13 protein-coding genes are annotated in these 14,615 nt (G+C 66.2%); 7 read left to right on the forward strand and 6 right to left on the reverse strand.

Translation table 11 applies throughout. The annotated features are described in order from the left end of the window. Window positions 1-96: 96 nt before the first annotated feature. From gyrB to dnaN, 5 genes are all read right to left on the reverse strand, one after another. Window positions 97-2,067: a DNA topoisomerase (ATP-hydrolyzing) subunit B gene (gene gyrB / locus AMYHA_RS03000; RefSeq protein WP_034267732.1), complete on the reverse strand. Its 1,971-nt coding sequence runs from the start codon at window positions 2,065-2,067 to the stop codon at window positions 97-99. 231 nt (window positions 2,068-2,298) lie between these two features. After that, window positions 2,299-2,787: a DciA family protein gene (locus AMYHA_RS03005; RefSeq protein WP_034267735.1), complete on the reverse strand. Its 489-nt coding sequence runs from the start codon at window positions 2,785-2,787 to the stop codon at window positions 2,299-2,301. A gap of 235 nt (window positions 2,788-3,022) precedes the next feature. Beyond that, window positions 3,023-4,183: a DNA replication/repair protein RecF gene (gene recF / locus AMYHA_RS03010; protein ID WP_034267737.1), complete on the reverse strand. Its 1,161-nt coding sequence runs from the start codon at window positions 4,181-4,183 to the stop codon at window positions 3,023-3,025. 42 nt (window positions 4,184-4,225) lie between these two features. Beyond that, a complete protein-coding gene (gene gnd, locus AMYHA_RS03015) occupies window positions 4,226-5,140 on the reverse strand; it encodes a phosphogluconate dehydrogenase (NAD(+)-dependent, decarboxylating) (protein WP_034267740.1) in 915 nt (304 codons plus the stop codon). 24 nt (window positions 5,141-5,164) lie between these two features. Further along, complete coding sequence (gene dnaN / locus AMYHA_RS03020; protein ID WP_034267743.1) at window positions 5,165-6,301, reverse strand: DNA polymerase III subunit beta; 1,137 nt, start codon at window positions 6,299-6,301, stop codon at window positions 5,165-5,167. 765 nt (window positions 6,302-7,066) lie between these two features. Here dnaN and AMYHA_RS03025 point away from each other — a divergent pair. Both AMYHA_RS03025 and mptB read left to right on the forward strand, forming a co-directional pair. Further along, a complete protein-coding gene (locus AMYHA_RS03025) occupies window positions 7,067-7,657 on the forward strand; it encodes a CGNR zinc finger domain-containing protein (protein WP_034267746.1) in 591 nt (196 codons plus the stop codon). A 170-nt stretch (window positions 7,658-7,827) separates the two neighbouring features. Then, window positions 7,828-9,363, forward strand: coding sequence for a polyprenol phosphomannose-dependent alpha 1,6 mannosyltransferase MptB (mptB, locus tag AMYHA_RS03030; RefSeq protein WP_051399486.1), 1,536 nt, complete (start codon window positions 7,828-7,830; stop codon window positions 9,361-9,363). On the opposite strand, the gene dnaA is transcribed toward mptB, so the two are convergent. Then, window positions 9,338-10,900: a chromosomal replication initiator protein DnaA gene (dnaA, locus tag AMYHA_RS03035; protein WP_034267748.1), complete on the reverse strand. Its 1,563-nt coding sequence runs from the start codon at window positions 10,898-10,900 to the stop codon at window positions 9,338-9,340. The genes mptB and dnaA overlap by 26 nt on opposite strands. Window positions 10,901-11,446: 546 nt before the next feature. On the opposite strand from dnaA, the gene rpmH reads away from it, so the two are divergent. The 5 genes from rpmH to AMYHA_RS03050 all read left to right on the forward strand — a co-directional run bounded on the left by rpmH (window position 11,447) and on the right by AMYHA_RS03050 (window position 14,245). Then, window positions 11,447-11,584, forward strand: coding sequence for a 50S ribosomal protein L34 (gene rpmH / locus AMYHA_RS26220; protein ID WP_084036763.1), 138 nt, complete (start codon window positions 11,447-11,449; stop codon window positions 11,582-11,584). A gap of 22 nt (window positions 11,585-11,606) precedes the next feature. Continuing rightward, the gene (gene rnpA, locus AMYHA_RS26225; protein WP_084036765.1) at window positions 11,607-11,996 is read left to right on the forward strand and encodes a ribonuclease P protein component; all 390 of its coding nucleotides are present in this window, start codon (window positions 11,607-11,609) and stop codon (window positions 11,994-11,996) included. A gap of 62 nt (window positions 11,997-12,058) precedes the next feature. Further along, the gene (gene yidD / locus AMYHA_RS03040) at window positions 12,059-12,406 is read left to right on the forward strand and encodes a membrane protein insertion efficiency factor YidD (protein ID WP_051400311.1); all 348 of its coding nucleotides are present in this window, start codon (window positions 12,059-12,061) and stop codon (window positions 12,404-12,406) included. After that, window positions 12,406-13,656 (forward strand): membrane protein insertase YidC, encoded by a 1,251-nt coding sequence (gene yidC / locus AMYHA_RS03045; RefSeq protein ID WP_084036767.1) that lies wholly within the window; start codon window positions 12,406-12,408, stop codon window positions 13,654-13,656. Before yidD ends, yidC begins: the two co-directional genes overlap by 1 nt. A 19-nt stretch (window positions 13,657-13,675) precedes the next feature. Next, entirely contained in the window at window positions 13,676-14,245 is a 570-nt protein-coding gene (locus tag AMYHA_RS03050; RefSeq protein ID WP_169732894.1) for a Jag family protein, read from the forward strand. The last annotated feature ends 370 nt before the right edge of the window (window positions 14,246-14,615 follow it).

Below are 14,615 nucleotides of genomic sequence, written 5' to 3' on the forward strand. Positions count from 1 at the left end.
CGCGGACAACGCAATGTTCGCGGACAACGCAATGTTCGCGGACAACGCAATGTTCGCGGACAACGCAATGCTCAAGATTCTGTACCGACGCCATCACTACACATCGAGGAAGCGGACGTCCTTGGCATTGCGGGTGATGAACGATCGTCGTGCCTCGACGTCCTCGCCCATCAGCACCGAGAACAGCTCGTCGGCCTGCGCGGCGTCGTCCAGGCTGACCTGCAATAGCAGCCGGTTCGTCGGGTCCATGGTGGTCTCCCACAGCTCCTCGGCGTTCATCTCGCCAAGCCCCTTGTAGCGCTGGATGCCGTCGTCCTTGTTGATCTTCTTGCCCGCCGCGAACCCACGCTCGAGCAGCCCGTCACGCTCCCGGTCGCTGTAGGCGTAATCCGGCTCGCTGCGCTGCCACTTCAGCTTGTACAGCGGCGGCTGCGCCAGGTAGACGTGCCCTTGCTCGACCAGCGGCGTCATGAACCGGAACAGCAGCGTCAGCAGCAGCGTCCGGATGTGCTGCCCGTCGACGTCGGCGTCGGCCATCAGCACGATCTTGTGATAACGCAGCTTCGACAGGTCGAAGTCGTCGTGGATGCCGGTACCGAGCGCGGTGATCAGGCTCTGCACCTCGTTGTTCTTGAGCACCTTGTCGATGCGGGCCTTCTCGACGTTGATGATCTTGCCTCGGATCGGCAGGATCGCCTGGTACATCGAGTCGCGGCCTTCCTTGGCCGAACCGCCCGCCGAGTCGCCCTCGACGATGTAGAGCTCGCATTCGTTCGGGTTGTTGGAGCGGCAGTCCTTGAGCTTGCCAGGCAACCCGCCGATGTCCATCGCGCTCTTGCGCCGCACCAGCTCCCGCGCCTTGCGCGCCGCAAGACGTGCCTGCGCCGACGACACCGCTTTGGTGATGATCGCCTTCGCGTCGGACGGGTTGCGCTCGAACCAGTCCGACAGCCACTCGTTGGTCGTGCTCTGCACGAACGACTTGGCCTCGCTGTTGCCCAGCTTGGTCTTGGTCTGCCCCTCGAACTGCGGCTCAGCCAGCTTGATCGACACGATCGCCGCGAGCCCTTCGCGGACATCGTCCCCGGTGAGGTTGGTGTCCTTCTCCTTGAGCAGCTTCTTATCGCGCGCGTAAGCGTTGACCACGCGGGTCAACGCGGCACGGAAGCCTTCCTCATGGGTGCCGCCCTCATGGGTGTTGATGGTGTTCGCGAAGGTGTAGACCGACGGCGTGTAGCCGTTGTTCCACTGCATCGCGATCTCGACGTGGACACCCTGTTCCTCGTCCTTGGCCTCGAAAGCGATGACCTTGTTGTGGATGGACTCGCGCGCGGAGTTGATGTGCTTGACGAAGTCCTCGAGCCCGCCAGGGTAGTGGTAGACGAGCTCCTTGCGGATGGCCTGCTGTCCGCTGGCGTCCTCCGCGGTCTCATCGGCGACGCGCTCGTCGCGCAGCACGATGGTCAGGCCCTTGTTGAGGAAGGCCATCTCCTGCAGCCTGCGGGCCACCGTTTCGGTGCTGTAGTACGTCGTCTCGAAGATCTCGTCGTCCGCCCAGAACGTGATGGTCGTCCCGGTCTGCGTGGTAGCGCCCTGCTTCTCCAGCTTGCCGGGCACCGACTTCTGGTACTGCTGCGTCCAGATCGTGCCGCCGCGATGGATCTCGATGTCGAGCTGCTTGGACAGCGCGTTGACCACCGAGACACCGACACCGTGCAGACCACCGGAGACCGCGTACGACTTGTCGTCGAACTTGCCACCCGCGTGCAGCACGGTAAGCACCAGCTCGACCGCGGGCTTCTGCTCGGTGGGATGCATCTCGACCGGGATGCCCCGGCCGTCGTCGGTGACCTTGACGCCACCGTCGTTGAGGAGGGTGACCTCCACCCTGGTGGCATGCCCCGCCATGGCCTCGTCGACGGCGTTGTCCACAACCTCCCAGATGAGGTGGTGCAGGCCGCGCTCACCGGTGGATCCGATGTACATGCCGGGGCGCTTGCGAACGGCCTCAAGGCCCTCCAACACGGTGATGGATGATGCGCTGTAGTCGCTCTTATTGGCTGCCACCGGCTCGGTGTCTCCTGTCTTCGAGTCAGCGAAGGGTGTCCGTGCGGGGGCCCTGCCCAATGGGCCGGCCCACGCGCTGGCCTAAGTCTACTTGGCCGGTGTCGCTCACATGCGCCAAGGACACCCCTAGACGCGCCATAGAGCGCCTAAATCGAACCCGGACGTGTCCGGTCCCCCGTCAGCGCTTCCACTCGCGCCTCAGCGGGTGTTGAAGTCGGCGGGTCATATGGCTCATCCATAGGTGTCCCTCGGCCCCCTGCCCGGCACGTGACGCGGCCCGTGGCGCCAGCTCGGCGACGTCGGCCCCTGAATCTTGATGCGCTTGACGACGCCGTGCCCGACCCCTGCCGCGATTTTGGCGATGAGCTGCGGTTGCAGCAACCGCAACTGGGTCGCCCATGCGGTCGAGCGCGCCCGCACCGTCAGCTCGCCGTCCTGTAGTGACACCGGCTCAGCGTGCTCGGCGACGTCAACGCCGACCAGCCGGGACCACTCGCCGAACACCTTGCCGTTGGTGAGCTTGGCTGCCCAGCCCCTGTCCGCGACGATCCGGGACGCCACCCTGCCGAAAGGTTGTGGATCGCGGTCGTCGGCACCGGGTCCAGACCAGCGCCTGCGCCGTGACCTGCGAGAACCACCTCCGGTTGCCCGCCGCGACCGCACGCCGGGCTGGGTGCCGCGCGCGGCGGCTCGCCGTTGCGCATCCTGCAGTGCGGCCATGGCGAGATCGCGTCCCGACCCGCCTTGCTCGTTTGGAGCAGCGCCGTCCTGTTGCGTAACCGGCTCCGCCGCTGACGCACCGCCGTGCGGGTGACCGGTTGCCCGCTCCGGGTGAGCGTCTACTCGACGTGGTCGCTCGTGTACAGCGTTATCCACACTATCCACAGGGTTATCCCCAGCTGGGTGATCCTGCCCACCTGCCGATGTCACCCGAGGTGTCCGGCCTGTTCGTGATTCACTCACGTGACACCTCTCCGTCAGCCACTCGGTACCGGACCCCTGACAATTCGTCCGGCACGTCTTCGTCCACGGCCGCGGTCACCAGCACCTGTTCGGCGTTCACCGCGACCTCGGCGAGCCTGGCCCTGCGACGCTGATCCAACTCGGCGAAGACGTCGTCCAGCAGCAACACCGGATCACCCCATTCCGCCCGTAGTAACTCGTAGGAGCCGAGCCGGAGCGCGAGCGCGAACGACCACGACTCGCCGTGGCTGGCGTAGCCACGCGCGGGGGCGTCGCCGAGGTTCAGTGCCAACTCATCCCGATGCGGGCCGACCAGGCTCACCCCGCGTTCCAAGTCAGCGTGCCGCGACTCGCGCAGCGCGTCCAGCAGGACCTCGGTCAGCGTGTCGGGCTCAGCCTGCTTGCCGCCCGGCGTGCCGTAGCCGTCCGGGATCGCGTCCCCAATGCTCGACCGGTAGACGACGTGCGCCTGCCGATCGGGATTCTGCCCAGCGATGCCCTCGTAGGCGGCCGTGGCGTGGGGGGCCAGCTCGGCGACGAGGTCGAGCCGCCCGGCGAGCAGCTGCGCGCCCGCTTCCGCGAGCTGGGTGTCCCAGACGTCGAGGGTGCTTTCCGCGTACGGGTCTTCCCGTCCGCCCTTGCGCTTGCCCGACGTCTTGAGCAGCGCGTTACGTTGCCGCAGCGCCTTCTCGTAGTCCGAGCGCACGCCCGCGAAGCGCGGCGCCCGCTGCACGAGAAGGTCGTCGAGGAACCGGCGTCGCTCGCTCGGATCACCCTTGACCAGGGAGAGGTCTTCCGGGGCGAACAGCACGGTGCGCACGATGCCGAGGATGTCTCTCGGCCGGGTGGGCTGGCCGCGGTTGACTCGCGCGCGGTTGGTCTTGCCCGGGCTTATCTCCAGCTCGACGGTCATCTCCCGGTCGCCGTTGACCACGGCGGCCCTGAGCAGTGCGCGCTCACAGTCGTGCCGCACCAGCGGGGCGTCGCTGGCGACCCGGTGCGAGCCGAGCATCGCGAGATAGCCGACGGCTTCCAGCAGGTTGGTCTTGCCTCTGCCGTTCTGCCCGACGAACACCGTCGGGCCGGTACCCAGGTCGAGGTCGACGTGCGGCCACGAGCGGAAGTCGGTGACCTGCAAGCGGCGAAGGTACATCGGCGAACTCAGCGTTGTCGATATGTCGACATGTGCACCGGGTCAGTCCTCGCCATCGGCGGAACCGGTGTCCCCGGCACGGGTGACGGCGTGGCCGCCAAACTGATTACGCAGCGCGGCTACGGCCTTCATGGCGGGCGAATCGTCCTGGCGGGAGGCGAACCGCGCGAACAACGCCGCCGAGATCACCGGGGCAGGCACGGCGTGGTTGATCGCCTCCTCGACGGTCCAGCGCCCCTCACCCGAGTCGTTGACGTAGCCCTGCACCTCGGCGAGGTCCCTGTCCTCCTCCAGCGCGTTGACCAGCAGGTCGAGCAGCCAGGACCGGACGACGGTACCCCGCGACCACGCCTTGAGCACGGCGGGCACGTCGGTGACCTCACGCGCGGCAGCCAGCAGTTCGAAGCCCTCGGCGTAGGCCTGCATCAGGCCGTACTCGATGCCGTTGTGGACCATCTTCGCGAAGTGACCCGCGCCGACGTCACCCGCATGAGCGAACCCCTCGTCCCGGGGCCCCTCGGGGCGGAGCGCGTCGAAGATCGGCATGGCCTGCTCCACATCGACATCTGACCCGCCGACCATCAGGGCGAAACCGTTCTTCTCGCCCCATACGCCGCCGGACACCCCGGCGTCGACGTAGCCGATGCCGTGTGCCGCGAGCAGTTCCGCGTGTGCGGCGTCCTCGCTGAACCGGGAGTTGCCACCCTCGATCACCAGGTCGCCCTCGCCGAGGACGTCGGCGAGTTCCGCGATCGTGGCACGGGTCGGCTCGCCGGACGGCACCATCACCCAGACGGTCCTCGGCGCGGACAGCCGCGACACCAGTTCAGCGAGCGACGCGGTGTCGCTAATGCTCGGATCGGTGTCGTAGCCGACGACGTCGTGGCCGGCGGCCGTCAGACGTGCCCGCATGCCGGCACCCATCTTGCCGAGCCCGATCAAGCCCAACTGCATCATCGGTTCACCCCTTCGCGCGTCGGCTCAGCCGGGCAGCCGGACCGGCATCAGCAGGTACAAGTACCCGGATTCGACAGTGCCCTCGGCATCAGTCGGCTTGAGCAGCGCGGGGCGGTTCGGGGTGGTGAACGTCAGCTCGGCGCGGTCGCTGTTGAGAGCCGCGAGGCCGTCGCTGAGGTAGCCGGGGTTGAACGCGATGGTCACCGGCTCGCCCTCGTACTCGACGGGCAGTTCTTCCTCGGCGCTGCCTTCGTCGTCGCCACCAGCGGTGAGCCGTAGCGACTGGTCGGCGAACTCGAGCCGGACCTGGGTGCCGCGTTCCGCGACAAGCGAGACACGCTTGATCGCCTCGGCGAGCGCGCCGACCTCGAGCACGGCACGCGAGGTGTGCTGCGACGGCAGCAGCTGGCGATACGGCGGGAACTCGGCGTCGAGCAGCCGGGTCGTGGCGTAGCGGCCAGCGCCGGAGAGGCCGAGCAGCCCTTCGCTGCTCGAGAGTCCCAATCGGACGGTCGTGCCGCTTGAGCCCAGCGATTTCGCTGCCTCGGCAAGGGTTCTGGCCGGCACGAGCACTGCCGCGTCTTCCATGCCCTCGGCGGGTTGCCAGGTGAATTCCTTCATGGCGAGCCGGAACCGGTCGGTCGCGACCATGGTCAGCGTGTCGCCGGTGATCTCAAGCCGCATGCCGGTGAGCATCGGCAGCGTGTCGTCCTTGCCGGACGCCACGGCGACCTGCGCGACGGCTTGACCGAACGTGTCACCAGCGAGTTCACCCGCCAACGCTGGCTGAGCAGGGAGTTGGGGATAGTCCTCGACCGGCATGGTCGGCAGGCTGAACCGCGCGCTACCGCAGGTGATGGTGGCACGGGAGCCGTCGACGGTGATGTCGACCGGCTGAGCGGGCAGCGCCTTGGTGATGTCGGCCAGCAAGCGACCGGAGACCAGGGCTTTGCCGCCGTCGGCGATCGTCGCTGGCACCCCGACCGTTGCCGAGACCTCGTAGTCGAAGCCGGACACGGTCAGCGCATCGGTGTCATCCGGCCCGGCGCCCGCTTCCAGCAGCACGCCGCCCAGTACGGGAACCGACGGCCTGGCGGGCAGGCTGCGCGCTACCCAGGCAACGGCATCGGCGAGCCCGTCACGCTCGACCCGGATCTTCATGCGCCACCCCTTCGACGGCCGAGTGGGTACTCGGCATGGCTGGACCTGGTGATGCGCCCACGCCGGACCAGCTTGGCACAGCGGGACGCACCGAGCGGCGACCGTTGCGGCGAGGGTGTCGGCCTGCCGTACGGACGACCGGTGTGCGAACCCACGTTAGAACGTCCGCCCGGAGCTCGTCATCCGGGCCTCGGTTCTGTCATCCGCTCGCTCGGTGGCCTGTCCCCACAAAACGCCCTCGCTTGTTTTCGAAGAAGTTCTTTCCTGTGAAGAAGAGATTTCCGCAGTAGTAATAGGGGCTGTGAATTGTGTGGACAGCCGGTGTTGTCGCAGTTCGCAAGAGCGCGAGGGCTGTGGACATCAGGCGGACGAACGCGGTGGACAACTTCGGCCATCGGTGGACCGATGCGATCCGTCCGAGATAGTCCACCGTCCATCCACCGATGGTCCACAGTTTTCCACAGGGTTGTCCTCAGATGTGAGTGGACAACTCCCCAAGTCGAGTGCGGGCCAATTGAGTTTCAGAGTTCGCCCGAGACGGTGAGTACGCACGGCGTGTCGTCGTCAAGCACCACTGGGCGTGTCGCACCCACCAGTTGACGCCGTTGTCAAGCCGACGTCCGGGTCGGGTGAACGCGGTTCGCTGGTGGCGTAGCGCCGCCTGCCTGTCGTCACAGCTCTCCAATCGATCCCCAACCCACCTTACGTCCAGGTTCGTCATGGTAACCGATTTAACCGGTGTTGGACACCGTTTATAGTAGTTACATGCAGGCAGGTGTGCGACTGCTCGACAGCGACGACGGGCGGCGGTTCGGATTCGACCCGGGAAGCTTCTGTCTCGAACTGCTGCTGACGGGCGGCCCGGTCCAGGTGCAGCGCGTCGAGCTGTTGCGCGGGCCTGGCGATTTCACCGAGTGGGTCGTCGAATCACGGCTCGCCCGCGTCGCCGCGCTCGACGACGTTCGGGTGCGGCCGTCCGAGCTTCGCGAGTTGAGGGACTTCCGGGACGCGATGTGGTCGGTGGCGCGGGGCGTCGCACGAGGCGAGGCGGTCGACAGGGAGCAGGTCGACCTGATCAATGACTGCGCCACCGTCGATCTCAATCCGGAACTCGATCCGGAGACTGGCGTCCGGCGGTGGGCGGCGCCGATCACCGGGGAGCAGATCCTCGGCGCGGCTGCTCGCGACGCGATCGAGCTGATCGGTGAGCGCGCTAGCCGTGTCCGGGAATGCGTCGCGGCCGGATGCGCGCTGTTGTTCTGCGACACGTCGCGGCCGGGCAACCGCCGCTGGTGTTCGATGCGACGCTGCGGGAATCGCAGCAAAGTGAAGGCTTATCGAAACCGTCAGGATTAGATGTCCAGCGCGCGGTTCGTGTCCTTATATATAGGGCGGTATCGCGGACGGCTTCTCCTTATATATAGGGCGCCAGACTGAGCCCGATAGATAGCCCTATATATAAGGAGAGGATCACCGGTTCGCCGCATGCGGCATCGGCGTGCGGCGATGACTGCCATGATGAGTCCGTGTCCCCCGAACCATTGCGTGCTGATTCGCTCGAACAGGCCGGCGTATCGGACAATCAATCCCACCCGGCTCGGCGGGTGCCGCTCGCGCAGGCGATCGGCGTCGTCGGCGTGCTGCTGCTCGCGGGCAGTTCAGTATCGGTGGGCGTCGTGCCGGCCGCCGCTGATCCTGGCGCGATCCCGGTACTTGGCGGCATTACGGAGCTGCCCGTACTCGGTCTCGCCGCCGCGTTGGTCGGGATGGGTCTGGTGGTCACCGCATGGTTGCTGCTGGCCACGGTGCTCATCCCGCACCCTGACGCGGTGTCGCCCCGGCGCATCGCGGCGACCCTGGTGCTGTGGGCGGCGCCGCTGCTGGTCGTGCCGCCGCTGTTCAGCGACGACGTCTACAGCTACCTCGCGCAGGGTGCTGTCGCCGACCGAGGCTTCGACCCGTATGTCGGTGGTCCTGCCGATTTCTTGGCCGCCGACGACCCACTCCTCCGCAACGTCAGCGGGTACTGGGAGCGCTCGGCTGCCCCGTACGGACCGTTGTTCCTGCTGATCGCGCAGCTCATCGCCCGGATCGCGGCCACGGACGTTCTCGCGGGCATCGCGCTGCACCGGGTGGTGGAGCTGGCAGGGCTTGCCCTTGTGCTGTGGGCTCTGCCCGCGCTCGCTCGGCGTGCCGGAGTGAGCGCGGCACGGACGTTGTGGCTCGGGGTGCTGAACCCGCTGGTGCTGTTTCACCTCATCGCTGGCATCCATAACGACGCCCTCATGCTTGGGCTGATGCTGGCGGGCACCGAACTCGCGTTGCGTGGGCTCGACCGAGACCGCCTCGGATACCTCCCGTTAGTAGCGGGCGTCGGGCTGATCGGTACCGCCGCATCGGTGAAGTTGCCCGCCGCCGCGGCGCTCGCGGTGGTGGTAGTAGGGTTTACTCACCGTTGGAACGGCGGGCCGATCACCTTCGTTCGAAGCGTCACGGTGACGATTGTGCTGTTCGGGTCCGTGATCGCCGCGTTCTCACTCGCGAGCGGCTTCGGGTTCGGCTGGGTAGCCGGGCTGACGACTCCCGGTGAGGTGAACAGTTGGCTGGCGCCGACCAACCAGGCTGGGTTCCTCGCGGGCGGCATCGGGATGCTGTTCGGTGTCAGCATCACACAGGCGGCCATTGGCATTGGCAAGATCATCGGTGCGCTGGTCGCGGTGGTGCTCGGCATCGTGGTGCTGCGCCGGATGCTGGACCGCACGGTCGAGCCAGTGGCCGGGCTCGGGTTGCTGTTCGCGGTGGCGATCGTCTTCGGCCCAGTGGTGCAGCCGTGGTACCTGCTCTGGTGCGTGCTTCCGTTGTCGGCTGTCGTGCTGCGGACCCGGTGGCTCTGGGTGCTGACCTGGCTCAGTGCGGTACTCGCCGTCATCGTGCCGCCGCTCGGATCCGGCATCCATGGCGACGTCCTCGGTATCGCGCTCGGCTACGCCATCGCCTTCGGACTGCTCGCGACGGTGATCATGCTGGGGCGTTCACTCAGGATTGCTTCGCCTGTTGCTTGATCCGGCTGGTCAGCTCCTGCACCTGGTCATAAATCCGCCTGCGCTCGGCCATCTCCTTGCGGATCTTCTTGTCCGCGTGCATCACCGTGGTGTGATCCCTGCCGCCGAACGTCTGCCCGATCCTCGGCAGTGACATGTCGGTGAGCTCCCGGCATAGGTACATCGAGATCTGCCGGGCGGTGGCCAGTGCCTTGGTCTTGCCTGGCCCGCACAGGTCCTCGATCGCGACGTCGAAGAACTCGGCGGTGACACCCATGATCGTGGACGCGGTGATCTCCGGCGTCTGCGAGTCGGGGATCAGGTCGCGGAGCACGATCTCGGCGAGGCCGACCTCGACGGGCTGCTGGTTGAGCGAGGCGAACGCGGTGACCCGGATGAGCGCGCCTTCCAGCTCCCGGATGTTGGCCTCGATGCGGTTGGCGATGAACTCAAGGACGTCACCGGGAACGTCGAGCCGGTCCTGCGCGGCCTTCTTGCGCAGGATCGCGATGCGGGTCTCCAGCTCGGGTGGCTGGATATCGGTGATCAGGCCCCACTCGAACCGGGTACGGAGCCGGTCCTCCAGCGTCTCCAGCCGTTTGGGCGGCCGGTCGGAGGAGACCACGATCTGCTTGTTCGCGTTGTGCAGCGTGTTGAAAGTGTGGAAGAACTCCTCCTGGGTTCCTTCCTTACCTTCCAGAAACTGGATGTCGTCGACGAGCAGGATGTCGATGTCGCGGTAGCGGCGCTGGAACGCGACCTTGCGGTCGTCGCGCAGCGAGTTGATGAAGTCGTTGGTGAACTCTTCTGTGGAGACGTAACGCACGCGCATGCCGGGGAACAGCCGCTGGGCGTAGTGCCCGACCGCGTGCAGCAGGTGCGTCTTCCCTAGCCCGGATTCACCCCAGACGAACAGCGGGTTGTAGGCGCGCGACGGCGCCTCAGCGACCGCGACCGCGGCGGCGTGGGCGAACCGGTTGGACGCGCCTATGACGAAGGTGTCGAAGGTGTACTTCTCGTTGAGCCGGGTCTTCGACGTCTGCGGCTTGGCTGGTGCGGTGTAGGGCTGACCAGCGACCGGGCGGCCGGAGAAGGTGGGCCAGATCTCGTGGACGGCGGCCATGGCTTCGCCTTCTTCGTCCACTTCCTCGTCGTCGGACTCACTGCTTTGATCGCTGCCGCTGGAGCCGTTCGCGCTGTTCGCGCGGTAGCCGTCGTTGGTGTCGCTGTGTTCTGCGTGCGCTTGGCCGGCGGCTACCGGCTGCGCGGTCGCGGCGGGCATCTGGTCGCCCGCTTCGACGGTGTCGACCTTGACGGCGAGTGAGACGGAACGGCCGAGCCTGCGCGAGAGCGCGTCGGTGATGGGATCACGGAGTGCGCGCTCGATCGCTTCCTTGGCGAAATCACTCGGTGCGGCGAGGAGTGCGGTGCCGTCGAGGAGCCCGATGGGTCTCGTCACCCGCATCCACGCCCGCTGTTGCGGGGAGAGCGTCCCGCTGGACAGCTCCCGGACGACCTGCTCCCACACAACTCCCAAATTGACTTGGTGTTCGGACACCTGCTCGGCTCCCCTCCCCTCCGGTTCACGACGATGTCGGCGTCAGTACAAGTAACGGCCGTTCGTCACGATCACCTGAGTGGTCACCTGCCCAGCAGGTATCCACATGGTTATCCACAACTGTGCACTAATGTACTGCGGCCGTAGAACGCCCTGCGGCCGAGTGCGACTAAGCTATCGACAGAGGTTGTGGCACGGAGCCGCGCGGCTCGGTAGAAACCTCAGAAGGGGAACGCTAACAAGCACCGCGAGCTGCCACAAGACTTCCATGGCGGCAAGCATCGCACCATACACGGCGTGTTGCCAGTCGGTCCAACTATCGTGACGGCGTGTCGCTACAGGGGGCCGGGTGATGGTGAGTTCGAACCGGTGCGTACCCTCGAGAGGTCTCCCGTCGACACCGGGCGGGTTTCGCGTGCCCGGGTTCTCCCGCATGTACAGCGGAGCCAGGTCGGTCGGAGACACACCAGACACAGGTTGACTGTCGGCGCCACAAACCGAGGCTGCCCAAGAGTCAGTAATCGTGAGAGACCGGGAGACACTGCCGTGAGTAAGCGTACCTTCCAGCCGAATAACCGTCGCCGTTCCCGCAAGCACGGGTTCCGGCTCCGGATGCGGACGCGCGCGGGCAGGAGCATCATGGCCGCCCGCCGCCGTAAGGGCCGCGCGAAGCTGTCCGCCTGAGGTTCGGGGCAGCGAGGCAGGCTTGTTACCCGCATCCGCGCGGTTGCGACGGAGTGAGGACTTCCGGCTGGTCATGCGCAAAGGCGCACGATCGGGCCGACGCAGGCTTGTCGCGCACGTTCTCACCTCTGACCCGGCCGCCTGCTCGGCCGACGCACCGGTTCGTGCCGGTTTCGTCGTGAGCAAGGCGGTCGGGAATGCTGTCGTGCGGCATCGAGTGCTTCGCCGCCTGCGGCATTTAGTCGCCGCCAGGTTGGGAACGTTGCCGCGTGGCACCACGTTGGTTGTACGTGCGCTTCCTCCGGCCGCATCGGCGTCGAGCGCGGAGCTCGGGAAAGATCTCGACAGGGCGCTGCGCAAGCTTGGGCTACTTAATGGGGAGCGCGGGACCGCTGCCGGGGATCCGGCGTGAGCACGAGCATGGCGTCGGACGCTGAGAACAGGGACCGGTGCCACGAAGAAGGTGACGGCCGGATGAGCGATCACCACACCGTGCCGTCAACCGAGCCCGCATCAACACCCAGCCCGCTGGCCTGGGTGTTGTTGCTGCCCATTCGGCTGTACCGCGTGGCGATTGGCCCGCTGCTTCCGCCCAGCTGCCGCTTCTACCCCAGCTGCAGTGCCTACGCCGTCGAGTCATTGACCCGGCATGGCGCGTTCCGTGGGCTCTATCTCACCGTCCGCCGGTTACTTCGGTGCGGTCCGTGGCACCCGGGCGGGTTCGACTTCGTGCCCGACCGCTTCAGCTTCCGTGTTCAGCCTGAGACCACGAATCCCCCGGATGATCCGGACCTTGATAGTTCGACGCAGGAGTTGCCGTAGTGTTCGAATACCTTCTCTACTACCCGGTCACATTCATCTTGTGGGTCTGGCACAAGGTGTTCGGCTTCGTGCTTGGCGAGACCAATGCGATCTCCTGGGTACTTGGCATCGCCTTCCTGACCTTCACCGTCAGGGCGATCCTGTTCAAGCCCTTCGTGAGCCAAGTCCGCTCGATGAAGAAGATGCAGGACTTCGCTCCCGAGATCAAGAAGATCCAGAAGCGCTACGCCAACGATAAGCAGCGGCAGGCGCAGGCGATGCAGAAGCTGCAGCGCGAGCACGGGGTGAACCCGCTCGGTGGCTGCCTGCCGATCCTGCTGCAGGTCCCGGTCTTCATCGGTCTGAACCACACCCTGCGCGCGTTCCAGTTCCACTACAGCGAGACGACCTGGGGTAACTACTTCTTCGACCGCACGGGCGTCAAGCAGTACATCGACGCCGATTTGTTCGGCTCGCACCTCGGTGAGGCGATCTACAACACCGGTCTGACTGGCGGAACCGGTGCGGGTGCTTTCCACGCCACCGCGATTCCGGTCGCCATCCCGCTGATGATCCTCGCCAGTGTGCTGACGCACCTCACCGCGCGGCACTCGGTCGAGCGGCAGAATCCCGCCTCGGCGACGCAGCAGACAGCCATGATGAACAAGCTGACGCTGTACGTGTTCCCGATCGGTCTGCTCGTGTTCGGTGCCTTCCTGCCGCTCGGCTTGCTGATCTACTTCCTGTCCAATAACGCGTGGACGCTGATGCAGCAGCGGATCGTCTACACCAGGATCGACCGCGAAGAAGAGGCGAAGAAGGCCGAGCAGACTGAGAAGCGGAGTGGCCTCGCACCGAAGCCGGGCCAGAAGCCGACCCAGCAGAAGAAGCGCTCCACTACGACGTCCGCGAATGGCGCCTCGGGCACTGCCGACAAGGGCACGCCCTCGAAGGATGCCGCGTCGAAGGACAGCTCGTCCAAGGGTGACGCAGCGAAGACCGCGTCGTCGAAGCCCTCCCCGAAGTCCACTGCGTCATCGAAGAACACAGGGGCATCGAAGAGCACCGGGGCGAAGAAGCAGGGCACTAATCAGGGCAAGGCCAAGGGGCAAGGCAAGTCGTCCAACTCATCTGGCGACAAGACGGCACAGGGCAAGTCGTCTGGAAACTCATCGACCGAGCCATCGAGTACAGCGCCACAGAACGGTTCGAGCGGATCGGACTCGGCGAGCGAGACCGCCAAGAAGAAGGCCGACCGGAAGCGGCGCTAGGGCAACGAAGGAGACGATCATGGCTGAGACGGCACAGCAGGCTGTCGAGTCGGAACCCGCCGAAACGGCGCCGGCGGAAGGCGACACGAAGACGGAGGCAGGGACGGAGCACTCCCCTGAGGCCGACGAGGGGCTGGTGCAAGAGGGCGACATCGCGGGTGACTACCTTGAGCGCCTGCTCGATCTGCTCGACTACGACGGCGACATCGATCTGGACGTCGAAGGCGGACGGGCTGTCGTCAGCATCGACGGTGGCGAGGATCTGGACAAGCTCGTCGGGCCGAGGGGCAATGTGCTGGAGGCGCTCCAGGAGCTGACCCGGCTCGCGGTGCAGCAGGAGACCGGGGTGCGGAGCAGGCTGATGCTCGACATCGCGGGCTGGCGTGCTGATCGCCGCGAGGAGCTCAGCGAGCTTGGCAGGACGACGGCGGAGCAAGTGGCCGAGGCTGGCGAACCGGCGCGGCTGAAGCCGATGACGCCGTTCGAGCGCAAGGTCGTACACGACGCCGTCGCGGCGGTGAAGGGCGTGACGAGCGAGAGCGAGGGTGAGGAACCTCGCCGTCGGGTCGTGGTTGTTCCAGAGACCTGATCGACGAAACGACAGACAACGGGGCGGTCCGAATGGGCCGCCCCGTTTGTTTTGTCTACAGCCCGTGGGGTCGGGATAGTTGCGTCAGAGCGGCGGAGTTGGGCGCGTGGTGACCGGGGTGCCTGTCCGGCTACGTGACCGCAAGCCGATGACGACACTCCCCTGGACGGGTCGGCACCTGTTGATAGCGCGTATCGGTCGGCTTGGCGACTCGACGCGTTCATGGGAATCCGTGCGAGGCGTGGGGCGACTGGCAGTCTCGGACAGTCGGCTCGGTGTCGACCGACTCAGTGACCGACGCGCGGTGAAGTTGGCGGCGGAACTCGTGATACTTGCGCGGCGCTGGGACGCGGGTTGATAGCGCGTCGGT

Origin of the sequence: Haloechinothrix halophila YIM 93223 (assembly GCF_000504245.1) — a bacterium.
GTDB classification, from domain to species: domain Bacteria; phylum Actinomycetota; class Actinomycetes; order Mycobacteriales; family Pseudonocardiaceae; genus Haloechinothrix_A; species Haloechinothrix_A halophila.